The organism is Pseudodesulfovibrio alkaliphilus, assembly GCF_009729555.1.
GTDB classification, from domain to species: Bacteria; Desulfobacterota; Desulfovibrionia; order Desulfovibrionales; family Desulfovibrionaceae; genus Pseudodesulfovibrio; species Pseudodesulfovibrio alkaliphilus.
Genome location: NZ_WODC01000001.1, coordinates 522,785 through 544,971, shown reverse-complemented (window position 1 = coordinate 544,971; position 22,187 = coordinate 522,785). Strand labels below are relative to the sequence as shown.

The 22,187-nt window shown below is 64.0% G+C and carries 19 protein-coding genes; 9 read left to right on the top strand and 10 right to left on the bottom strand.

From position 1 onward, the window contains the following. Positions 1-207: 207 nt before the first annotated feature. Positions 208-717 (bottom strand): Spy/CpxP family protein refolding chaperone, encoded by a 510-nt coding sequence (locus tag GKC30_RS02615; RefSeq protein ID WP_155932135.1) that lies wholly within the window; start codon positions 715-717, stop codon positions 208-210. 306 nt (positions 718-1,023) lie between these two features. Between GKC30_RS02615 and GKC30_RS02610 the strand changes: the two genes are divergently transcribed. From GKC30_RS02610 to GKC30_RS02570, 9 genes are all read left to right on the top strand, one after another. Further along, on the top strand, positions 1,024-1,482 hold the full coding sequence (locus GKC30_RS02610) for a deoxycytidylate deaminase (RefSeq protein ID WP_155932134.1): 459 nt from the start codon (positions 1,024-1,026) through the stop codon (positions 1,480-1,482). A gap of 10 nt (positions 1,483-1,492) precedes the next feature. Then, entirely contained in the window at positions 1,493-2,587 is a 1,095-nt protein-coding gene (ribD, locus tag GKC30_RS02605) for a bifunctional diaminohydroxyphosphoribosylaminopyrimidine deaminase/5-amino-6-(5-phosphoribosylamino)uracil reductase RibD (protein ID WP_196772785.1), read from the top strand. A gap of 66 nt (positions 2,588-2,653) precedes the next feature. After that, positions 2,654-3,319 carry a riboflavin synthase gene (locus GKC30_RS02600; protein WP_155932132.1) on the top strand — a complete coding sequence of 222 codons (666 nt, stop codon included), beginning with the start codon at positions 2,654-2,656 and terminating at the stop codon, positions 3,317-3,319. A gap of 169 nt (positions 3,320-3,488) precedes the next feature. Continuing rightward, a complete protein-coding gene (locus GKC30_RS02595) occupies positions 3,489-4,235 on the top strand; it encodes a glycosyltransferase (protein WP_155932131.1) in 747 nt (248 codons plus the stop codon). A gap of 173 nt (positions 4,236-4,408) precedes the next feature. Then, positions 4,409-5,629, top strand: coding sequence for a bifunctional 3,4-dihydroxy-2-butanone-4-phosphate synthase/GTP cyclohydrolase II (locus tag GKC30_RS02590; RefSeq protein ID WP_155932130.1), 1,221 nt, complete (start codon positions 4,409-4,411; stop codon positions 5,627-5,629). 40 nt (positions 5,630-5,669) lie between these two features. Then, a complete protein-coding gene (gene ribH, locus GKC30_RS02585; RefSeq protein ID WP_367613959.1) occupies positions 5,670-6,140 on the top strand; it encodes a 6,7-dimethyl-8-ribityllumazine synthase in 471 nt (156 codons plus the stop codon). Between the two features lie 3 nt (positions 6,141-6,143). Next, positions 6,144-6,638: a transcription antitermination factor NusB gene (nusB, locus tag GKC30_RS02580; protein ID WP_155932128.1), complete on the top strand. Its 495-nt coding sequence runs from the start codon at positions 6,144-6,146 to the stop codon at positions 6,636-6,638. Positions 6,639-6,658: 20 nt separating this feature from the next. Further along, positions 6,659-9,160 carry a leucine--tRNA ligase gene (gene leuS, locus GKC30_RS02575; protein WP_155932127.1) on the top strand — a complete coding sequence of 834 codons (2,502 nt, stop codon included), beginning with the start codon at positions 6,659-6,661 and terminating at the stop codon, positions 9,158-9,160. 159 nt (positions 9,161-9,319) lie between these two features. Continuing rightward, positions 9,320-10,384 carry a type I restriction endonuclease gene (locus tag GKC30_RS02570; protein WP_155932126.1) on the top strand — a complete coding sequence of 355 codons (1,065 nt, stop codon included), beginning with the start codon at positions 9,320-9,322 and terminating at the stop codon, positions 10,382-10,384. Between the two features lie 592 nt (positions 10,385-10,976). On the opposite strand, the gene GKC30_RS02565 is transcribed toward GKC30_RS02570, so the two are convergent. The 9 genes from GKC30_RS02565 to murD all read right to left on the bottom strand — a co-directional run bounded on the left by GKC30_RS02565 (position 10,977) and on the right by murD (position 22,187). After that, entirely contained in the window at positions 10,977-12,635 is a 1,659-nt protein-coding gene (locus GKC30_RS02565) for a radical SAM protein (protein ID WP_367613958.1), read from the bottom strand. Between the two features lie 160 nt (positions 12,636-12,795). Continuing rightward, positions 12,796-14,043: a cell division protein FtsZ gene (gene ftsZ / locus GKC30_RS02560; protein ID WP_155932124.1), complete on the bottom strand. Its 1,248-nt coding sequence runs from the start codon at positions 14,041-14,043 to the stop codon at positions 12,796-12,798. 58 nt (positions 14,044-14,101) lie between these two features. Then, positions 14,102-15,340, bottom strand: coding sequence for a cell division protein FtsA (ftsA, locus tag GKC30_RS02555; protein WP_155932123.1), 1,239 nt, complete (start codon positions 15,338-15,340; stop codon positions 14,102-14,104). A gap of 79 nt (positions 15,341-15,419) precedes the next feature. Then, positions 15,420-16,301: a cell division protein FtsQ/DivIB gene (locus tag GKC30_RS02550; RefSeq protein WP_367613934.1), complete on the bottom strand. Its 882-nt coding sequence runs from the start codon at positions 16,299-16,301 to the stop codon at positions 15,420-15,422. Continuing rightward, positions 16,298-17,179: a UDP-N-acetylmuramate dehydrogenase gene (gene murB / locus GKC30_RS02545; RefSeq protein ID WP_155932122.1), complete on the bottom strand. Its 882-nt coding sequence runs from the start codon at positions 17,177-17,179 to the stop codon at positions 16,298-16,300. The genes GKC30_RS02550 and murB overlap by 4 nt, the downstream gene beginning before the upstream one ends. 4 nt (positions 17,180-17,183) lie before the next feature. Further along, on the bottom strand, positions 17,184-18,605 hold the full coding sequence (murC, locus tag GKC30_RS02540) for a UDP-N-acetylmuramate--L-alanine ligase (RefSeq protein ID WP_155932380.1): 1,422 nt from the start codon (positions 18,603-18,605) through the stop codon (positions 17,184-17,186). Positions 18,606-18,688: 83 nt separating this feature from the next. Next, complete coding sequence (gene murG, locus GKC30_RS02535; protein WP_196772784.1) at positions 18,689-19,777, bottom strand: undecaprenyldiphospho-muramoylpentapeptide beta-N-acetylglucosaminyltransferase; 1,089 nt, start codon at positions 19,775-19,777, stop codon at positions 18,689-18,691. Further along, positions 19,774-20,889, bottom strand: a complete 1,116-nt coding sequence (gene ftsW, locus GKC30_RS02530) for a putative lipid II flippase FtsW (protein WP_155932121.1) — start codon at positions 20,887-20,889, stop codon at positions 19,774-19,776. Before ftsW ends, murG begins: the two co-directional genes overlap by 4 nt. Next, entirely contained in the window at positions 20,886-22,187 is a 1,302-nt protein-coding gene (gene murD, locus GKC30_RS02525; RefSeq protein WP_367613933.1) for a UDP-N-acetylmuramoyl-L-alanine--D-glutamate ligase, read from the bottom strand. Before murD ends, ftsW begins: the two co-directional genes overlap by 4 nt.

Sequence of the window (22,187 nt, the reverse complement as noted above, 5' to 3'; positions counted from 1 at the left end):
AACCGGAGCCGGGCAAGGGGAGATGCCCGGTCCGGATCACGGATGTACCATTATTCCGCACCGGACGAAACCGCAAGCCACCCTGCGGGATATCCCCGAAAGGCGACGCCCGCCGCCATGTCCGGCGCACGGAAACGGAGCGGCATTCCCCATGAATGACCGCCCCGCCCGTCCTGTTTTTCCGCAGTGTTCGGAAATACCTGTCCTTTAGGAACGACGCGGCTCGCCGCAAGGCCCGCATCCACCGTCAAAACTGCGTCCGTACACCTTGCCGAAGGCGGGGCAGTCATCAGGGCCAAATCCCTTGCCGAAACCGCGGCCCTTGGGGCCAAAGGGCGCCTCGATGCCGGTCTCCCTGGTCAGTTCGTCGTTCATGGCGGCACGCAGCTCGCCCATCTTCTCGCGCAGGTTGCGCATCTCGGCCACCAGGGAGCCGAGCTTCTTCTCATCGGCCTTGCCGCCGTTGATCATGGCCTGCATGGTGGCGTGCTTGGTCCACAGGGAGTCGCGAAGCTGATCCATCTGCGGGCGGTACTTCTCGAAGATGGCCTCCACGGCCGCCTGCTTCTCCGGGGTGAGTTGGGCGTAGGGATTCTGTCCGGCTGGGCCGGGGCCGCAGTAGCCGCGGCCATGGCCGGGACCGGCAATGGCCCAGCCCGCCAAGGCGAGGACAAGGATCGTCGCCAGGGCGGTGGTGGTAATGTTTCTCTTGGTCATGCGGGTTCCTCCATGTTGCTGTGGGTGTGTTTTTCAGGCAGGCCGAAAGCCGACCTGCCTGGCTCTGCTCAAGCATACCCCATGCCAATGTTTTTCATGTGCAAATCCATGGAGATAGAGCGTACGGCCTGGCGCAAGTCGGTCAAAAGTGCTTTTTTCTGCACAAAAAGTGTTCCCAAATTTGCACAAAATGCCCCGCGCATCAAGTCCTGGGCTCATGCCGGGCACATGCTCATTTCCTTTCGGCATGAGACATGATAGGGGGAGCTTGCCGCGCTTCATCAAGCCGCGAGCCTTGGAGGAACCATGTCCGAGAGACTGCCCTGGCCCGAGTATTTCATGCGTATCGCCCATCTGGTGGCCCAGCGGTCCACCTGCACCCGCCGGGCGGTGGGAGCCATCGCCGTGCGCGGCAAGCGCATCCTGGCCACCGGCTACAACGGGGTGCCCACCAACATCGCTCATTGCGAGGAGGCGGGCTGCCTGCGCGAAAGACTGGGGATTCCCTCGGGCGAGCGCCACGAGCTGTGCCGGGGTCTCCATGCCGAGCAAAACGTCATCATCCAGGCCGCCACCCACCACCTGGACCTGACCGGGTGCAACATATACTGCACCACCAAGCCCTGCATCCTGTGCACCAAGATGCTCATCAACTGCGAAGTGAAGACCATCTATTACGCCCAGAACTACCCCGACGAGCTCTCGGAGCAGATGCTCGACGAGGCCGGAGTGAAGCATGTGTTCATGGAAGGCGACTTCCTCTAGCGCCGCATTCATGGCCCGGGCCGCGGAGCTGGCCCGGCTGGGGCGCGGAACCACGGCCCCCAACCCCTGCGTGGGCGCGGTGCTGGTGCGCGACGAACGCATTGTGGCCGAGGGGTGGCACATGCGCTACGGCGGCCTGCATGCCGAGCGCGAGTGTCTGGTGGATGCCCGCAGCAAGGGGATCGACCCACGCGGGGCCGCCATGTTCGTCACCCTTGAGCCCTGCAACCACCACGGCAAGACGCCGCCCTGCACCCAGGCCCTTATCGACGCGGGCGTGGCCAGGGTCGTGATCGGTACCCGCGATCCCAACCCGGTGGCCGCCGGGGGCGTGGAGCGGCTCGCCGCCGCAGGCCTGGAGATCGAAGTGGGCGTCCTTGAAGAGGTCTGCCGCGACCTCATCGCCGACTTCCTGGTCTGGCAGACCACCCACTCCACGTTCAACATCGTCAAGATGGCCGCCACCCTGGACGGCAAGATCGCCTCGCGCCAGCGCAGACCAGAGCCCGTTTCCTGTCCCGAGTCCTTTGCCCGGGTTCACGAACTGCGCGCCCGGGCAGACGCGGTCATCGTGGGCGGGACCACCTTCCGTGCCGACGACCCGAGCCTGACCTGCCGTGCGCCGGGCTTGGCCGATGACTTCCTCCAGCCCTATGGGGTGGTCGTCACATCGCGCCTGCCCGTCAACCCGGACGACCATGTTCTGACCCGCCAGCGCCCGGAGCGGACCATATTCATGACCACCCGTGAAAGCGCCCGCAGCTCCGAGGCCGACAGGCTGCGCGGCCGGGGCAGTAGCGTCTGGCCCCTGCCCGGATCCGCAGGCGGACTCAACCTCGCGGTGGGCCTGGAGCGCCTGCGCTTCGACCTGGGCTGCCACACCAGCCTGTGGGAGGGGGGCGGACGGCTCGCCATGCAATGCGTCGACCAGGGGCTGGCCGACGAGATCGTTCATTTCGTGGCCCCGCGCATCCTGGGCGACGAATCCGCACCCTCTGCCTATGCGGGCCACGGGGAACGCTCCATGGCAGAGGCCGCCAACTTCCGCATCATCGACACCCGTCGCTCGGGCGATGACATCATGATCACCCTGCGGCCCAGATAGACCGGCGGTTTACTCCGCACCGGACGCCTGCTACAACCACGGACGACAACCAAGCGAGGAGACGCCATGTTTACGGGACTGGTCATGGGCATGGGCCGCGTAGAGGCGGCGGAAGGGCGCGGCGCTGAAACCCGGCTGCGCATCCGCGCCTTGTTTCCCCTTTACGATATTGAGGCGGGCGAATCCATCGCTGTCAACGGCGTCTGCCTGACCGTGGAGACCTTTGGCGACGGCTGGTTCACGGCCTATGCCAGCCGCGAGACCCTGTCCGTCACCAGCCTGGGTGCGCTCAAGGTCGGCTCGCGGGTCAACCTGGAGCGGGCCATGGCCCTGGGCGACCGCCTTGGCGGACACATCGTTTCCGGTCATGTGGATTGTCTGGCCGAGGTGGCCGGAGTGCGCCCGGCAGGGGAATCGCGCATCTTCCGTCTTGCCTTTCCCCCCGCCCACGGCCGCTACGTCATCCCCAAGGGCTCTGTGGCCCTGGACGGCATCAGCCTGACGGTCAATGACTGCGGCCCGGACTGGCTCGAGGTCAACATCATTCCCGAGACGCAAAAGGCCACCACCATTGCCGAGTGGACGCCGGGCAGACGGGTGAACATGGAAACCGACATCATCGGCAAATACGTGGAGCGCATGGTCGGCCCCTGGACCAATGGCCAGCCCGAGGCAACGGAGGGCGGAAAATCCGCCATGACCATGGAATATCTGCGCGAGCACGGATTTTGACCCTGGCCCTGCCAACTCCCTGCCCTCGTTTCCATTTTTTCGCCATTTGCCCCTAAAGCCCGAAGAGCCGCGAGCCGATACGGTAAGGTGAAAGGCCGCCAATCCGGCCACGCGACAATCAGGGCTCCACGGCCCATCAGGCCCGCATGGACGCGGGAAGGGAGCGGAAATGGCCAGGGACGGCGGCATCCTCTTTTCGATCATCACGCCCACAGCGGGCAACCGGCCAAAGGCGTTGCGCAAGGCCGTGGAATCGGTTGAACGGGCAGCCCGGTTCGCCGGACTGGAAACGGATCAGGTGGAAATCCTCATAGGTTTTGACGGGGTTCGGGGCGAATGCCCGGCCTCGGCCTATGCTGTGCGTGGTTTCAACCTGCCGGCAGACCGCAACGGCGGCAACGGCATCCGCGCTCTGCTCACCAGTCTGGCCCAGGGCGACAAGCTTATCTTCCTTGACGACGACAACGTCCTCAAACCCCTGGCCCTGCGCCTGTACCTGAAACACTTCGACACCGAGCTGATCATCGGCCGCATCGACACCCAGCTGACCCTTGACGCGCCGCAGCTTCCCCGGCCCGGAGGCGACGTGGTCCGCCCTGGCAACGTGGACCCTCTGTGCGTCTGCGTCTCGCGCAGGCTGGTCACGGCGCGTTGCGGCGGCTGGCGCTATCGGGACAGGGCTGACGCAGACTTCATGAACATCCTCGACTGGCATGTCAACGCCCACAGCGAAACCGTGGTCGAAGACGTGGTCGGCATGTTCGATGCCGGGCGCAGCCTCGACGCCTCGGCCCTGTCGCCGAGACAGGCCGCCCTGCTTGACAGGCTCGCCGGGGCGCGTGAGTGCCCCATATGCCTTGCCGACTCCCTCTGTCGCGTCCGCGACACCGCATCGACCCACGCCAACCGGGTCTGACGGCCCGGGATGGCGGCAGGGGCCAACCTCCGCCTATCCAGCCGATTTTCAATGCCAATTTTTCCTCTTTCCCACCGGGACCATTTGCGGTAAGTAGTGTGGTTCCGCGAGGCCGGGCGCAGGCCGCCGGGCGGCCCACCGCGCAGGAAAAAGAACAACGAGGTATTGTGAACATGGCACTGTGCAAGCTGGAAGAAGCCATTGAGGATATCCGCCAGGGCAAGATGGTCATCATGGTGGACGACGAGGACCGCGAAAACGAGGGCGACCTTGTTTGCGCGGCCGAGGCGATCACCCCGGAAATCATCAATTTCATGGCCACCCACGGCCGGGGACTCATCTGCCTGCCCATGAGCAACGCGATGGCCGACAATCTCGGCCTGGAGCTGATGGCAAAGAAAAACGAGTCCGGTTTCGGCACCAACTTCACGGTCTCCATCGAGGCCCGCGAGGGCGTGACCACCGGCATCTCGGCCAAGGACCGCGCCACCACCGTGCTGGCCGCCGTGGCCGACGGGGCCGACCAGGACTCCATCGTCACCCCGGGTCATATCTTTCCCCTGCGGGCCAAGGACGGCGGCGTGCTGGTGCGTGCCGGACAGACCGAGGGCGGCACGGACATCGCCCGGTTGGCCGGGTTCAAGCCCGCTGCGGTCATCTGCGAGATCATGAACGAGGACGGGACCATGGCCCGCATGCCCGAACTCGAAATCTACGCCAAGAAACACGGGCTTAAGATATGCTCGGTGGCTGATCTGATCGCCTACCGCATGAAATTCGGCGGATTCTCCGTAACCAAGGTGGCCGAGGCCAACCTGCCCACCCGCTGGGGCGACTTCAAGAGCGCGGCCTTCTACTCCGAAACAGACGGCAAGACCCACATCGCCCTCTACAAGGGAGACATCACCCCCGACGATCCCACCCTGGTGCGCGTCCACTCCGAGTGCCTGACCGGCGACGTGTTCGGCTCCATGCGTTGCGACTGCGGGCCCCAGCTCCAGGATGCCATGTGCATGATCAACAACGAGGGCAAGGGAGTGCTCGTCTACATGCGCCAGGAGGGACGCGGCATCGGCCTTGGCAACAAGATCAGGGCCTACCACCTCCAGGATCAGGGCTACGACACCGTGGAGGCCAACGTGAAGCTCGGCTTTCCCCCGGACCTGCGCGAATACGGCACCGGGGCGCAGATACTGCGCGCACTGGGCGTCTCCAATATGCGGCTGATGACCAACAACCCCAAGAAGATGGTGGGCCTTGAGGGCTACGGTCTCAATGTGGTCGAGCGCGTCCCCATCGAAGTGGGCGCCTGCGAGCTGAACAAAGGCTACCTCAAGACCAAGCGCGACAAGATGCACCATCTGCTGCACGTTGACGAAGACGACAAAGCGTAACATAGTCCATAAGACCAAATTTCATTACACGGGAGATTCCATCATGCCCTTGAAGACCATTGAAGGACAGCTCAACGCGCAGGGCCTCAGGGTGGCCATCGTGGCGGCGCGCTTCAACGATTTTATCGTGGACCGGCTCATTTCCGGCGCCGTCGACTATCTGGTCCGCCACGGCGGCAGCGAGGACAACCTGACCCTGGTGCGGCTGCCCGGTGCCTTCGAGCTGCCCCTGGCCGCCCAGAAGCTGGCCCGTTCAGGCCACTACGACGGCGTGGTTGTGCTCGGCGCGGTCATCCGCGGAGCCACCCCCCACTTCGACTACGTGTGCAACGAGTGCGCCAAGGGCGTGGCCCAGGCCAGCATGGAGACCGGCGTGCCCATGGGCTTTGGCCTGCTCACCTGCGACTCCCTGGATCAGGCCATCGAGCGGGCCGGGAGCAAGGCGGGCAACAAGGGCGTCGAGGCTGCCTCGGCCATGCTTGAGACCATCCGGGTCCTGGAACAGCTCTAGCCCATGTCCGGCAAGAAAAAGGGCAACAGGCCCGGTGTGCGCAGGGTCGGCCGAACCCTGGCCTTTCAGGTGCTCTACGGCGTCCATTTCGACGACCCGCAAAACCCGGTGGACATAGAAACCGCCTTTGACCGCAATCCCATGGTCGATGAGCAGGAATCCGCCACCGCACGCGACTTCGCCCGCACCCTCGTCATGGGCGTGGACGCCAACCTCGCCCGTATCGACGCGGTTATCGGCGAGCACTCCCAGCACTGGAAGTTCGACCGCATCGCGGTCATCGAGCTGTCCATCCTGCGTCTTTCGCTCTACGAGATGCTGTTCACCGACATCCCGGTAAAGGCCGCCATCAACGAGGCCATCGAGCTCTCCAAGCTCTTCGGCGACGAAAAATCGCGTGGCTTTGTCAACGGCATCCTCGACGGTGCGGCCCGCAGCGAGATCAGGGAGTCGGCCATGGACGCGGCCCGGGACTCGACCATGGACGGCAACGCATAATTTCACGAAGGAAGAGAACCATGGCCTTAGGCAAATACGATCCCCAGGCGATTGAGCGCAAATGGCAGCGCATCTGGCAGGAGTCCGGCTGTTTCGAGGTGGAGGTCGACCCGTCCAAGCCCAAGTACTACGTCCTTGAGATGTTCCCCTATCCCTCGGGCAAGATCCACATGGGCCATGTGCGCAATTATTCCATCGGCGATGTGGTGGCCCGGTTCAAATCCATGCAGGGATGCAACGTGCTCCACCCCATGGGCTGGGACGCCTTTGGCCTGCCCGCCGAGAATGCGGCCATCAAGAACAGCACCCACCCCGCCCACTGGACCTACCGGAACATCGCCGAGATGCGCGAGCAGCTCAAGCGGCTGGGCTATTCCTACGACTGGCGGCGCGAGATCGCGTCCTGCCGCCCGGAATATTACAAATGGGAGCAGATATTCTTTCTGCGTTTCCTTGAGAAGGGGTTGGCCTACCGCAAGCATTCGCCCCAGAACTGGTGCCCGGACTGCAACACCGTGCTGGCCAACGAGCAGGTGGAGGAAGGCCGCTGCTGGCGGTGCGACTCCGAGGTGGAGCAGAAGGACATGGAGCAGTGGTTCCTGCGCATTACCGACTATGCGGACGAGCTGCTGGCCGACCTGGACACCCTGGAGGGCGGCTGGCCAGAACGCGTGCTGACCATGCAGCGCAACTGGATAGGCCGCAGCTACGGCGCGGAGCTGACCTTCCGGGTCAAGGACATGGACCACTCCATTCCGGTCTTCACCACCCGGCCCGACACCCTGTTCGGTGCCACCTTCATGTCCGTGGCCGCCGAGCATCCCCTGGTGGACATCCTCACCGCCGATGCGCCCGACAAGGCCGAAATAGACGCCTTTGTGGCCAACATCCGCAACATGGACCGCATCAAGCGCGGCGCGGACGACCTGGAGAAGGAAGGCATCTTCACCGGCAAGTACTGCGTCAATCCGGTCACAGGCGCCCTCATGCCCATCTATGTGGCCAATTTCGTGCTCATGGGCTACGGCACGGGCGCAGTCATGGCCGTTCCGGCCCACGACCAGCGCGATTTCGAGTTCGCCCGCAAGTACGGCCTGCCGCTCAAGACGGTCATCAACCCGCCCGACCTGCACGCCAGGGGCGAGGTGCTGGCTGAAGCCGACCTGACCGAGGCATACACCGCCCCCGGCTTCCTGGTGAACTCCGGCGACTTCGACGGCATGGACAACGAGTCGGCCAAGAAGGCCATTGTCGAGCATCTGGACGCCTCCGGCCTGGGCAAGATGGCGGTCAACTACCGGCTGCGCGACTGGAACGTCTCGCGCCAGCGGTTCTGGGGCGCACCCATCCCGGTCATCTACTGCGACGCCTGCGGCGTGGTGCCCGTGCCCGAGGACCAGTTGCCCGTGCTCCTGCCCGAAGACGCTCAGGTGCGAAGCGACGGCAAGTCGCCCCTGCCTGCCATGGAGTCCTTCGTCAACTGCGACTGTCCGGCCTGCGGCAAGCCCGCCCGGCGCGAGACAGACACCTTCGATACCTTTTTCGAGTCCTCCTGGTATTACCTGCGCTATTGCGATCCGCGCAACGAGGAGTCCCCCTTCAGCCAGGAGGCCACCGGCTACTGGATGAATGTGGACCAGTACATCGGCGGCATCGAGCACGCCATCCTGCACCTGCTGTACTCCCGTTTCTTTACCAAGGCCCTGCGCGATACCGGCTTTGTCCAGGCCAGCGAGCCGTTCGCCAATCTGCTCACCCAGGGCATGGTTCTGAAAGACGGCGGCAAGATGTCGAAATCCAAGGGCAATGTGGTGGACCCCAATTCCATGATCGAGCGCTACGGCGCGGACGCCACCCGACTGTTCATCCTCTTCGCCTCTCCTCCGGTCAAGGAGCTTGAGTGGTCGGACCAGGGCATCGAGGGTGCGTTTCGTTTCCTGAGCCGCGTGTGGCGGCTGGTGGAAGAGCTTGAGGACAAGCTCGCCGCCGCCACCCCCGCCTCCCACGCCGAGCCGAACTCCGATGCGGCACGGCAACTGCGCTTCAAGGAGCACGACACCGTACGCCGCGTCACCCGGGATATCGAGAACGAGTTCCAGTTCAACACGGCCATCGCTGCGGTGATGGAGCTGGTCAACGAGATTTACGCCCTCAAGGACGAGCTGGCCGCCAGCGAGCCTGCCGCCCTCTCCTCGGCCATCGCCACGGCCGTGACCCTGCTCTCGCCCGTGGCCCCGCACCTGTGCGAGGAGCTGTGGAGCATCATGGGGCACGCTGAACCGCTGGCCACCCGCCCATGGCCCATCCATGACGAAGCCGCCCTGGTCAAGGATCAGATCACCCTGGTGGTCCAGGTCAACGGCAAGGTGCGCGGCAAGTTCGAGGCCCCGAGCGGCGCCCCGGCCGCCGAGGTGGAGAAGATCGCCCTGGAGCTTGAAAATGTGGCCAAATACCTTGAGAGCGCCACGGTGCGAAAGGTCATCGTCATCCCCAACAAGCTTGTCAATATCGTGGCCAACTAGGCCGCGCCTTCCCCGCGAAACCCGGCCGGGCGGACCATGCTGGTCCGCCCGGCCTTTTATTGCTGTGCGTAGTTGAATACCCCATCAAAACGCATGAGGAGTTGCAACCAATGACTCGGTAGTATAACAGGTTTTCAATAACCCACAAAGAGGTGACGTATGGATTTTGCCGAACGCCTCCACTCCTTGGCCGCTCGCATCCAAGAGCATTCGCACATGCTTTCCAATGAAGAGATGACCAAAAATGCCTTGGTGCTCCCTTTTTTGCAAACGCTGGGGTATGATCCATTCAACCCTCAGGAAATATTCCCTGAATACACTGCCGACATTGGTGTGAAGAAGGGGGAGAAGGTGGATTTCGCCGTCATGAGGGATGGCAAACCCATTATGCTCATTGAGTGTAAGTCCTCCAAGTTGGACTTGAGAAAGATCAATCCAACGCAATTGTTGCGGTATTATCAAGTCACCCCTTCGGCGCGAATCGGTGTTCTCACCAACGGGATTCAGTACCAGTTCTTCACAGACCTTGATCGTGCCAATATAATGGACGACAAGCCATACATGGTCCTTGACTTCAATTCTCCAGAAGAGAGCTTGGTTCAAGAACTCAAAAAACTCACCAAAACACAGTTCGACATAGAAAAAACCGTTTCCGCGGCAAGCGAGCTCAAGTACACACGGGCGATCAGGCGTCTCTTTTCTGAAGAAATGCAGGCACCATCCGATGAGTTTGTACGTCTATTTGCATGCAAGGTCTACTCTGGGAAGCTGATGCCTGCGGTCCGGCAAAAATTCACAGAATTGGTGAAGAAGGCCATAAGCATTTATATAAATGAAGTAATCAATGACAGATTGAAAAGTGCCATGATTACAGAATCGGATGAAGACATCGACGATATTCAGGATGTTGAAGTTCAAGAAGAAGGATCAGGAATCATCACCACAGAAGATGAAATAGAGGCTTTTTACATCGTCAAGTCAATATTGCGGGAAGTCGTTTCTCCTGAACGTGTCGCGATGCGAGATACAAAAAGCTATTGTGGTGTGCTGCTTGACGACAACAACAGAAAACCTCTTTGTCGATTTCATTTCAATAGGTCTCAGTACTATCTTGGTATTGTTGTCAACGCGGAAAAGGCGATGGAGAGAGTTCCCATTGCTGAACTGGACGACATTTACGCATATTCCGACCGGCTGAAGGCGACTCCTCTCTTTTACGAATGATTTCGAGCAAACCTGCCACCGAAGTGACTGCTGGGAAGCGTTTCGTCCCTTCGGGCCGAGGTACTTTTGGACCGGAGCGCCCAAAAGTAAGCAAAAGGCGCTCTTTATACTGTGATCGGGTCTCCCGCGCCGCGCTCCAGTAACGTCGTCCCGCTGGCGAAACAGTTGGAAGCGTCGAAGACTCCGCTTCCGCCGGGTTTCGCCCGAGACGCGGGCCGACGAACTGGCGCTGCGATGCTCCGCCCATTGTCTATCTGTCGTAAGTGAAGATGAAAATGGCGTGACCAGCGTGGACATGAAGAGAGCTTATCGTGATCGTAAGGCCCGTCCGGCTCCCGAACGCCCCAGCCCTTAAGCCTCCTAAGGCTTAGAAGCTGACAAATCGCAGGCTGCGGCTTTTTCGAATCACGGAGCCGCTTCGGCGACTTGATTCGGGAGCAGCGCGATTTGATCAGCTTCTTGGCCGTGGAGTGCAGGCGGCCAAGATCGTAAGGCCCTTTTCTTGGTTACTTTCTTTTGGGCCAGCAAAAGAAAGTAACCCCGCCGGGAGGGCATCAAAACACTTGGAGGAGCGACAGCGACGGCTCTCCTCTCACTCATTCATCCCGCACCCTGCGCACTTCTCACACCCTTTGGGGGGACACCCCGCCGAGACGACCGCCTCTTTGGCACGTTGCCATTCCTTCCACAGATGCTGGCGGGAGACGCCGACATCAATGACCTCCCAGGGGAAGGGCTCGTGCTCGCCGCGCTCGCGGTCGATGATGGCGGACTGATCGCCGCTCCAGAGCTTGAGGGCTTTTTTCCATCCGCCGTGTTCGGCGGCCAGGAGGATGAACTCGGCCAGCTCCTCGCCGCCCCGAGCAAGCATGGCCTGGAGCCGGGCCTGGAAGGGCGCGTCATGGTGCAGGGTCACACCCTTGTATGGCTTGGCCATGGCCGTGAGTTGCTTCATGCGTGTTTCAAGGGCGGCTTCCGAGGCCATGGGCGCCCATTGGAACGGGGTGAAGGGCTTGGGAACCAGTGAGCTGACGCCGATGGTAATACGCATGAACTGCTTCTTGCCTCCGCCGGGCTCCTCGGAGCGGATGCGGATGATCTCTGCCAGGAATTCGCGGAGTTCATCGTAGTCGGCATCGGTCTCTCCGGGCCAGCCCGCGATGAGATAGAGCTTGAGATGGTTGACCCCGTAGCGGGCGCACAGCCTGACGGCGTTGAGGAAATCCTCGGGCTTGAGCTTCTTGCTCATCATGCGCCGCAGCCGTTCGCTGGCTCCTTCCAGGGCCAGGGTCACGGTGCGGATGCCGCGCTCTCGCAGGTAGACGAGCAGTTCCTCGGTGATGCCGTCGGCGCGCATGGAGGAGAGGGAAAATTTTTTTTTCTGCCCGTGCAGCCACTTGAGAAAGGGGAGCAGGTCGGGCCAGTCGGTCAGGGCCGTGCCCACCAGCCCCACCTTGGGCGGGTCGGTCAGGGTGACAATGCGCTTGAGCTCGTCGAGGTCGGCGTGGCGCGGCGGGCGGTAGATGAATCCCGCTGCGCAGAAGCGGCAGCCGTAGGGGCAGCCCCGGTTGATTTCCAGGAGCAGGGTGTCGCGAAAGGCGGCCTGGCCGCTGATGAAACAGGAAAATGCAGGGTCGGGCAGGGGGGCGCCGGATCGGCCGGAGGCGACGCGGCGCACCGGGGGCCTGGTGCGGCCGGGGACGTAGATGCCAGGGTGGTCCCTGATGGCGTCGAGGATGGCGGTCTTGTCTGCGCCCTCGAAAACAAGGCGGCGGAGGGTCTGAAAAAAAGGGATGAAGTGTCCGTCAGCCTCGCCCACCCAGAAGCAGTCCACAAAGGGTGCGATGGGCGCGGGGTTGAGGAAGGCGGGCGGGCCCCCGGCCATGACCAGGGGGAGGAACGGGCGTTCCGCCGACAGTGGCGGAACGCCCGCTGCCCGAAGCATTCGAGGGAGGTTGAGGAAGTCCTCCTCGAAGGTGACGCTCCAGGCTATCACAGGGAATGAGGATAGTGGGCTTCGTGATTCACGCGTCGCGGGTTCGCGGTCTTCTGTGAGGCCGAGCTTGTCCGGGAAGACACGTTCGACGGCAAGTCCGGGCTCTTCGGCGAGCATCCTGTAGACGGCCTGCCATCCCAGGGTGGAGACGGCCGCGGCCTCTCCGCCAGGAATGGCGATGGCAACGGGCAGACGCCCGCCTAGGTCCGGCGCCGATGGCTCGGACGTGCCGTGGTACAGGATTCGCTTGTGGATGACGGCCCCCGCTTCGCGTTTTGGATCATCTTGCGGCGCGACACCGCCGGTCAGCCGGAGCGGGCTGCCCCGGATCAGGGGCGCACGCCACGGCCCGCCGACATTGACGGACGCGTTACTCGCAGACGATCAACAGTGTTCTCGTGAAATGCGTCCGTTTCTAGTCCACGTTCTTGCGGATGAATGCGGGCACGTCGTAATTGTCCTCTTCGAAGATGAACTCCTCTTCGCCCGGACCGGCCACGGCGCGTTGACTGCGGCGGGTCTGGGGAATCTCGGCGGTGGCCAGTTCGCCGCCGGCCTTGCGCAGGTAGGCGGGGATGTTGCGGTCCTGGGAGATGACCTTCTGATGGCCGGGGCGGCGAGCCGGGGCCTTTTCCGCGCCCCGGGGTCCAAGGAGCAGCAGTTTTTGCTGTTCGGCCTTGCTCAGTGCGGGTTCGGGCTCTTCCATGGCTGCCTGGATGCCGGTGGCGATGACCGTGATGCGCATCTCGTCTCCGGCGTCGGGGTCGAAGACGGTACCGAAGAATATCTCGGCTTCGTCGTGGGCTTCCTTGTAAATGATGTCGGCCGCCTCGGAGACCTCGTCGATGAGCATGTCCGGGCCGCAGGTGATATTGATGAGCACGCCCTTGGCGCCTTCGATGGATACGTCCTCGAGCAGGGGGCTGGTGATGGCCTTCATGGCCGCTTCCTTGGCCCGGCCCTCGCCGCGGGCAATGCCGGTGCCCATGAGTGCCATGCCCGACTGCGACATGGCCGCCTTGACATCCGCGAAGTCGAGGTTGATCAGGCCGTGGACCGTGATCAGATCGGCGATGCCCTTGACCGCGTAGTAGAGCACCTCGTCAGCCTTCTTGAGCATGTCGGAGAAGGAGGCTTTTTTGGCGGCCAGCTGGAGCAGGCGGTCGTTGGGGATGGTGATGATAGAGTCCACCACGTCGGCCAGGGCACGGGTGCCCTCCTCGGCCTGCTCCAGGCGGCGCTTGCCCTCGAAATAGAAGGGTTTGGTGACAACGCCCACGGTCAGGGCGCCCAGCTCCCGGGCCACTTCGGCCACAACGGGAGCGGAGCCGGTGCCTGTTCCGCCGCCCATGCCCGCGGTGATGAAAACCATGTCCGAGCCTTCAAGGGCGGCGCGGATATGGTCCACCGACTCCATGGCCGCGCTGCGGCCGATCTCGGGGTTTGCGCCCGCGCCAAGACCCTTGGTCAGCTTTTCGCCGATCTGGATCTTGTGTTCGGCCAGGGATTTCTGGATGTCCTGGCTGTCGGTGTTGGCAACGATGAACTTGACGCCCTTGAGGGCGGAGAGGATCATGTTGTTGACCGCGTTGCCCCCGCCTCCGCCGCAACCCACGACCTTGATCTTGGCGTTGCTTTCGTGTTCGATTTCAAAGTATTCCATGTGTCTTCCTCCTCAAATCCTCTTCCCTGTTAGATGTTCCCTGTCATTCCTCGTTTGCCTAGGCGATGTCGGTGAACCACTTCTTCATGCGCGAGAGGATGCGGTCGAAACCGGAATCGTCGCGAATCTTGAAGGGGCGCACCTTGTTGTGCAGGCCCTGCTCCTCGGCTCCGTGGAGCAGCAGGCCCACGGCGGTGGCGTATTTGGGGCTCCTGACTTCCTCTGTCAGGCCCCCGATGCCCTCGCCGGGCATGCCGATGCGTACCGGCAGATCGAAGATCTGCTCGGCCAGTTCCTGCATGCCGTCGATCAGGCAGGTGCCGCCCGTGAGGACAACTCCCGCCGCGATCATGTTCTTGAAGCCGGACTTGATCAGCTCCTGGTCCACCAGGGCCAGGATCTCCTCGCAGCGCGGCTCGCATATCTCGGCCAGAACGCGCTTGCTCATGCGGCGCGACTCGCGGCCGCCCACGCTGGGCACCTCGATGATCTCGTCGCTGGTGACCAGATCGGCCATGGCGCAGCCGTACTGCATCTTGATCTTCTCTGCGCTCATCATGGGGGTGCGTAGTCCGTAGGCGATGTCGTTGGTCAGGTTGTGCCCGCCCAGGGCCAGCACCGAGGTGTGCTTGATGGAGTCCTTGGAGAAGATGGCGATGTCCGTTGTCCCGCCGCCCAGATCCACCAGGGCCACGCCGATCTCGCGTTCCTCTGGCGAGAGCACGGCCTTGCTCGACGCCAGGGACTCGAGCACGATGTTGGATACATCGAGTCCTGAGCGGTTGCAGGAGCGGATGATGTTCTGGGCCGATGTCACCGCGCCGGTAACGATGTGGACCTTGACCTCCAGGCGCACCCCGGCCATGCCCAGCGGATCGGCGATGCCGCGCTGATCGTCCACAATGAATTCCTGGGGCAGGGTGTGCAGCACCTCGCGGTCCATGGGGATGGCGATGGCCTTGGCCGCCTCGATGACGCGGTCCACATCGCGCTGCGTGACCTCGCCGCCCTTGACCGCGATGACGCCGTGGGAATTGAATCCCTGGATGTGGCTTCCCGCGATGCCCGCGTACACGGTGCGGATGTCGCAGCCGGCCATGAGCTCTGCGTCCTCAAGGGATTTCTTGATGCACTGGACGGTCTTTTCGATGTTGACCACCACGCCCCGGCGCAGACCCGTGGACGGGGACGTGCCGATGCCGATGATGTCCACGCCGTTTTCGGTGGCCTCGCCCACAACTGTGCATATCTTGGTGGTGCCGACATCAAGTCCCACCACGAGTTCGTTTCTGGCCATGCTGTGTCTCCTCTCCGGCTTTTCCGGGGTGCACCCCCGGCTCCCGGCCGCAATTGATTCGGTTTTGCCGTGCGCTATTCTACGCGCCCTGACCCGGACGCTTCTTGATCCATACCTTGTCGCCGCTGGCCGCTATGATGGCCGCATCCTTGAGTTCGCCCCGGCGCATCATGTCGCGCCAGACCACCTTGAGCCTTTCAAGCTGGACTTCCCAGCGGTCCATGGACAGGCGCAGCGTCAGCCCGGCCTCCTGGCCGTCCAGGTGGATTTCCAGGTCGTGTGCGCTGGTCAGCCGCACCCAGGCGACCTGGGCCTGGGTAAAGGGCGTTCCGCGCTCCTCCATCCTTTTGAGCAGACCGGAAAGCACCGGCCCGCCATCGTCAACGCCCTCGGCCACATTGAGCACGGGCAGGGAGGCGAACTCGCCCGGGTGCATGGGGGCGATGACCCGGCCCCGGGCATCGGCGAAATACATGGCATCGCCCTGGCGCAGCCAGAATGCGGGCACACGCTCCACCACCGCGATACGCAGCTTGTCCGGGAACTCGCGCCGGACCGTGGCCGACATGACCCACGGGTTGTCCGAAATTCTCCGTTCCACGAGGTCCACGTTCATCTCGAAGCTGTTCATGCCGAGGCCCACCTCGGCCACCTTGAGAATGTCCCCGCGGGAGACCCGGGTGTTGCCCGTGACGTGGATTTCCTTCAGGGCGAAATAGGGATGCGAGGTGAGCACCCGGTAGCCGTAGAGCAGGCCCACGCCCAGCACCGCCACCAGCGACAGGGCGAGCATTGTCATGACCAGCCGCACAACCATCCGGCCAGCGCCCGAGAAGGCGGAGCGGGAAAAACCGTCATATGTCAGGGAGCGGGTAGGCCGGGGCTTGCGTTTGCGCAGCGAATTGCCGCGTTTGCCGCCCAGGCCGAGACGGCCCTGATTGTTCATGGTCAGGGTGCTCACAGGATGATGACCTCCGTTTCGAGGGTGACGCCGAGCCGGGTCTTGACCACCTCCCGGCCCAGTTCGATCAGGTCCAGGGCCTGGGCGCTGGTGCCGCCCCCCAGGTTTATCAGGAAATTCGAATGGATGTCCGAAAATGCCATCTGGCCCCGCCGCATCCCCTTCATGCCTGCCCTGTCCAGCAGACGGCCAGCGCTATCGCCCTCGGGGTTCTTGAACACGCAGCCCGCGCTCCGGGCAGTGACCGGCTGGGTGGTGCGTTTTTTGCCGTAGACCTCGCGCATGGCCTGACGCACGGCCCGTGGTGTCGATGTTTCAAGCACGATCTCCACCTCCCAGATGAGCCGCCCGGCAGGGAGATCGGGCACCGCGAAACGGCGGTAGCCGAAGGAGCATCTGTCCGCCCCCACCCAGGTCAGGCCGCCCGAGGGGGACCACAGCCGCACCCGGCTGACCCGTTGTCCGAATTCCACTCCGTAGGAGCCCGCGTTCATGGCCACGGCTCCGCCCACGGTGCCGGGAATGCCGGTGAGCCCTTCCAGCCCGGTCAGACCGGCCCGTTGCGCCCATCCGAGCAGACCGGGCAGGGCCAGGGCTGCGCCGCAGCGCACCACCAAACCCTCGTCCGAGCGCTCAACCCGCGTCGGTCCCGGCTGGCCTGCGGCGCGGATCAGGGCGATGTCGCAACGCCCGTCGCGGGCCAGCAGATTGCTGCCCCGGCCGATGACAAAGGGCCGCAGGGTGTGGCGGGTCAGAAACGTCCCCAACTCGTCAAGGTCGGATGCTTCGCGGAGCACGGCCTCCACCTCGGCATGGCCGCCCAGGCGAAGGGTGGTTCTCTCGGCGAGCGACGGGTCGGGAATCAGTTGCAATGCCATGGGCTCACGCCTCGTCCGCCAGGGTTTCAGGCGTCCCGGCCGGGGCCGGGGTTTGCGGTTCCTCTTCCTGGTTGAGCCAGTTCTCTCCCACGCGCCAGATGGAGCCAGCGCCCTGGGTCATGAAGAGGTCGTCGGGCCGCAGGGTGTCCTTGAGCCGTTTTTCCAGGGACTCGAAATCCGGGAAGAACTGGACCTTGGTGTCGCTGACCTGCCGGATGCCCTGGGCCAGGGAGAGGCCGTTGACCCCCGGGATGGGCGATTCGCTGGCCGGATAGATTTCCGTGAGCAGGAGCAGGTCGGCATCGGCAAAGACCTTGCAGAATTCACCGAACAGGGCCTGGGTCCGGGTGAAGCGGTGGGGCTGGAATGCCACCACCAGCCGCCGGTCGGGATAGCAGGCCCTGGCCGTGCGCAGATTGGCCAGGATTTCCGCCGGATGGTGGCCGTAGTCGTCCACCACCAGAACCCCCCTGCGCTCGCCCTTGCGCTCGAAACGGCGGCCCACTCCGCCGAAATTGGCCAGTCCGTTGACGATGTCTTCCTTGTCGAGCCCGGCCTCAAGGGCCACCCCGATGCAGGCAAGGGCGTTTTGCACGTTGTGGATGCCGGGCTGGGCCACAGTCACCTCGCCCAAGGGCTCGCCGTCGAGGAAAACGCGAAAGAGGCTGCGCAGGTGCGAGGAGACGATTTCCCCGCGCAGTCGGTTTTTCGGCCCCAGGCCATAGGTCAGGCAGGGGCGCTTGATGGCGGGAAGGAGACGTTGCACCCCCTCGTCGTCGCCGCAGACCACGTTCATGCCGTAGAAGGGGATGGCGTTCATGAACCGGGTGAAGGCGTCGTCGATGGCCTCCTGGTCTGCATAGAAATCCATGTGGTCCTTGTCCACGTTGGTGACCACGCTGATGATGGGCGAGAGCAGGAGGAAGGAGCCGTCGGATTCGTCGGCCTCGGCGATGAGGTAGTCTCCCTCGCCCAGACGGGCGTTGGCCCCATAGGTGTTGAGCTTGCCGCCAATGATTACCGTGGGGTCCAGCCCGGCCTCGGTGAAGATGGTGGCCAGAAGCGAGGTGGTGGTGGTCTTGCCGTGGGTGCCCGCAATGGCCACGCCGGTTCGCAGGCGCATCAGCTCGGCCAGCATCTCGGCGCGGGGAATGATGGGGATGCCGCGTTCACGCGCCTCCACCAGCTCGGGGTTCTTCTCGGGGACGGCCGTGGACTTGACGAGCACATCGGCCTCGCCCACGTTGGCCGCGCCGTGGCCGATGTACACGGTGGCCCCGAGTTTTTCCAGGCGACGGACGGCCGCGGACGCGCTGAGGTCCGAGCCGGTCACGGTGAAGCCCATGTTGATGAGCACCTCGGCGATGCCGTTCATGCCCGACCCGCCGATGCCCACCATGTGGATGTTGTTGACCCGCGCCCGCATGGCCGGGCAGGCCTCGCCGCCCACGGTCAGATATGGTCCCTGTGCTGCCGCCATGACATCTCTCCTGTGCCTGCCCCGCAGGGCTAGGCCGCCAGGGCCTCCAGGCCCCTTGCTATGTCCGCCGCCGCGTCCGGCCGGGAAAAACTCCGGGCGGCGCGGCTCATTGTCATCAGTTGTTCCGCATCGCCGAGCAGGGCCAGAACGGCCTCTGCCAGCCCCGCGCCGGTCAGCTCCGCCTGGGGCAGCAGCCGGGCCGCGCCGGTTTCGGCCAGGGCGCGGGCGTTCATGGTCTGGTGGTCGTGGGTGGCCTGAGGAAAGGGGATGAACAGGGCCGGAACCCCGGCTCCCGCCACCTCGAACACCGTGGTCGCGCCCGCCCGGCATACAGCCAGATCGGCCCGCGCATACTCGGCGGCCATATCGTCGATAAAGTCGCGCACCTGGGCCGGATCGGCCCCGGACGCCGCATAGGCCGCACGGACCCTGTCGGCGTCGGCCCGGCCCGCCTGATGGGTCAGGGTCACGCCCAGTTCCGTGAGCCGGGGCAGGGCGGCGATGACCGCGTCGTTCACCGGACGCGCCCCCTGGCTGCCGCCCAGCACGAGCACCTGCTTGCCGGGAGTATGGCCCGCCTGTTTCTTCCGGGTTTCGCCCGCGGCGAGGATGGCCGTGCGTATCGGATTGCCCGTGAGGGTTGTCTTGTGCGTCGGAAAGGCTCCCGAGGAGTCGGGAAAGCTCAGGAATATCCGTTTGACCACCCGGCCCAGGACTTTGTTGGTCACACCGGGCACCGAATTCTGTTCATGCACGGCCGAAGGGACCCCGAGCAGGGCGGCGGCCAGCACCGGGCAAAACCCCGCGTATCCGCCAAAGCCGATGGCCGCGTCGGGGCGGAAACGTCTGACCTCGCGCAGGGCCAGGGGGAGCCCCCGGCCGATCCAGGCCAGCCCGCCCAGCAGCCCGGACACGCCCCTGCCCATGATTCCCCTGGCCGGAAGCTCCAGAAAATCGAGGCCGTGGCTGCGGGCCATGTCGCCCTCGGGGCCCTTGCCGCCCGCAAAGAGGATGGCCGCTCCAGGATGGCGTGTTGCCAGCGCGTCGGCCACGGCCAGGGCCGGGAAGATGTGGCCCCCGGTGCCGCCAGTGGCGATGAGGATGCGCGCCAGGGTCATGACGGCACCCTCCTTGAGAGATTGAGCAGGATGCCCGCGCAGATGAAGGACGCGGTCAGGGACGAGCCGCCGTAGCTGATGAAGGGCATGGCCACGCCCTTGGGCGGCACGGTGCCCAACACCACGGCCAGATTCAGAAGCATGCCAAGGGCCAGGACGCAGGTGACGCCAAAGGCCGTGAACCTGTCCTGGAGGTCTTCAAGCCTGATGCAGACCCGAAGCGCCCGCCACAGGAAGAAGCCGATGGCGATGAAGAACAGCGACATGCCCGCAAAGCCCAGCTCCTCGCCGACCACGGCCATGATGAAGTCGTTGTGCGCCTCGGGCAGGAAAAAGAGCTTTTGCTTGCCCGCTCCCAGCCCTGTGCCGAAAATGCGTCCCGAGCCGAAGGCGTAGAGGGACTGGACCAGTTGGTAGCCTTCGTTCTGGGCCGAGGCAAAGGGGTCGAGGAAGGCGGTCCAGCGCTTGAATCGGTAGGGCGAGGACGAGATGAGCAGCCAGGCTGCGCCAGCAGCGAAGAGGAGCGAGAGGAAAAGATAGCTGAAACGGGTGCCGCCCACCAGACACATGAAGAAAAGCAGCCCGGCCAGGACCACGGCCCCGCCAAAGTCCGGCTGGAGCAGGAGCAGGCCGCAGAAGATGCCGGTGACGATGAACGGCGGCAGGAAACCCACCGAGAAGGTGCGTACCATGTCCTGCTTGCGGGCGAAGAAATAGGCCAGGTACAGGACCAGGGCGACCTTGGAGAACTCCAACGGTTGAAGGTGGACCGGGCCGATTCTGACCCAGCGGCTGGCGCCGTTGACGGTGAACCCGGCAGGGGAGAGGCACAGGGCGAGCAGGACCAGGGCGGCCAAAATCCATACATAGGTCAGACCGAAGAGCACCCGGCGGGGCATCTGCATGCACGCGGCCATGCCCACCAGTCCCACGGCGGTGAAAAGCAGCTGGCGCTTGAAGAAAAAGTAGGTGTCGCCATATACGCGTTCGGCCATGATCCCGCTTGAGGAGAGGACCATGATCAGGCCGAACCCGCCCAGGAACAGGGTGGCCGTCATCAGCCAGGGATCGGCGCGGCCCACAGCCGCCTTGGCGTTGAGTCCTCCGCTCATGACAGACCTTCCACCACGCGTTTGAAGTCGTCGCCGCGCTCGCCATAGCCCTTGTACTGGTCGAAACTCGAGGTGGCCGGGGAAAGCAGCACCGTCTCGCCGGGCCGGGCCATGGACGCCTGCCTGAGCACGGCCAGCTCCAGGGTCTCGTCCCAGGTCACGGGAAAGGCCTTGGAGAGTTCCGGCTCAAACACGTCGCGGCTGCCGCCGAACAGGCCGATATGGATAACCGTGTCGCCGATCTCGCGGGCAAAGGCGGCCACATCCCCGCCCTTCCACACTCCGCCCATGAGTAGGCGCACCGGCTTGCGGCAGCTGCGCACCGCGGCCAGGACAGCGTCCAGGGTGGTGGCCTTGGAATCGTCCACGTAGACAACGCCCCTGACCTCGGCCACGCGTTCGATGCGATGCGCCAGGGGCCGGAACCCGCGGATGGCCTCGGCGGCCTGGGCCTCGGTCACGCCGAAGCGGCGCACGGCCTGCCAGGCGCCCTCCACGTTGGAGCGGTTGTGCTCGCCGGGCAGGTGCGGGGCCTCGAAACGGTCCGTGGGGCCGAACCATTCGACACGGGCGTCGGTGAATCCCCGGCCTTCGATGGCCGGACGCAGAGACTCGTGCAGCAGGGCGGTGTCATCGCCGCTCATGCGGGCAAAGAGGTTCAGCTTGGCGTCCAGGTACTCGTCCATGTCGTCGTGGTAGTCGAGGTGGTTGGCCGCGAAGTTGAGGAAGAGGCCGACATGCGGCTTGAACAGGCGGCAGTTCTGGAGCTGGAAGCTTGACACTTCAAGCACGATGACCTCGGCCTGTTCCATGTCGAGCAGATACTCGCACAGGGGGGTGCCGATGTTGCCGCCGGTAAAGGCGTTGATGCCTGCGTGGCGGAAAATCTCGCTGATGAGCGTGGTGGTCGTGGTTTTGCCGTTGGTGCCGGTCACGGCCAGCACCGGGGCCTCGAGGAACCAGGAGGCCAGCTCCAGTTCGGCCACCACGTTTTGCGCCGGGACGCCCTCAAGGGCGCTGGCCAGCCGTTTTACCGGCACGCCGGGCGAGAGCACGACCATGTCCGCGTCGCGGAAGTGTTCGGGTTTGTGGGGGCCGGTGATCAGGTCCACCCGTCCGGCCAGAGGCCCCAGGCGCTGGGCGGTCACGGTTTCGTCGCTGTCGGCCACGCGCACCCTGCAGCCCAGCACGTCGAGCAGCCGTGCGGCGGCGAGGCCGCTGCGGCCGGTGCCCACCACCACGCCCTGCTTGCCCGCCAGGGTGCGCTGCTCGATGAATTGTCTGACGATGCGGTTCAC

Bases quoted from the DNA above. Each gene is read 5' to 3' on its own strand.
- GKC30_RS02615 (WP_155932135.1), bottom strand. From the start codon at position 717: ATGACCAAGAGAAACATTACCACCACCGCCCTGGCGACGATCCTTGTC.
- GKC30_RS02610 (WP_155932134.1), top strand. From the start codon at position 1,024: ATGTCCGAGAGACTGCCCTGGCCCGAGTATTTCATGCGTATCGCCCAT.
- ribD (WP_196772785.1), top strand. From the start codon at position 1,493: ATGGCCCGGGCCGCGGAGCTGGCCCGGCTGGGGCGCGGAACCACGGCC.
- GKC30_RS02600 (WP_155932132.1), top strand. From the start codon at position 2,654: ATGTTTACGGGACTGGTCATGGGCATGGGCCGCGTAGAGGCGGCGGAA.
- GKC30_RS02595 (WP_155932131.1), top strand. From the start codon at position 3,489: ATGGCCAGGGACGGCGGCATCCTCTTTTCGATCATCACGCCCACAGCG.
- GKC30_RS02590 (WP_155932130.1), top strand. From the start codon at position 4,409: ATGGCACTGTGCAAGCTGGAAGAAGCCATTGAGGATATCCGCCAGGGC.
- nusB (WP_155932128.1), top strand. From the start codon at position 6,144: ATGTCCGGCAAGAAAAAGGGCAACAGGCCCGGTGTGCGCAGGGTCGGC.
- leuS (WP_155932127.1), top strand. From the start codon at position 6,659: ATGGCCTTAGGCAAATACGATCCCCAGGCGATTGAGCGCAAATGGCAG.
- GKC30_RS02570 (WP_155932126.1), top strand. From the start codon at position 9,320: ATGGATTTTGCCGAACGCCTCCACTCCTTGGCCGCTCGCATCCAAGAG.
- ftsZ (WP_155932124.1), bottom strand. From the start codon at position 14,043: ATGGAATACTTTGAAATCGAACACGAAAGCAACGCCAAGATCAAGGTC.
- ftsA (WP_155932123.1), bottom strand. From the start codon at position 15,340: ATGGCCAGAAACGAACTCGTGGTGGGACTTGATGTCGGCACCACCAAG.
- murB (WP_155932122.1), bottom strand. From the start codon at position 17,179: ATGGCATTGCAACTGATTCCCGACCCGTCGCTCGCCGAGAGAACCACC.
- murC (WP_155932380.1), bottom strand. From the start codon at position 18,605: ATGCGGGCGCGGGTCAACAACATCCACATGGTGGGCATCGGCGGGTCG.
- murG (WP_196772784.1), bottom strand. From the start codon at position 19,777: ATGACCCTGGCGCGCATCCTCATCGCCACTGGCGGCACCGGGGGCCAC.
- ftsW (WP_155932121.1), bottom strand. From the start codon at position 20,889: ATGAGCGGAGGACTCAACGCCAAGGCGGCTGTGGGCCGCGCCGATCCC.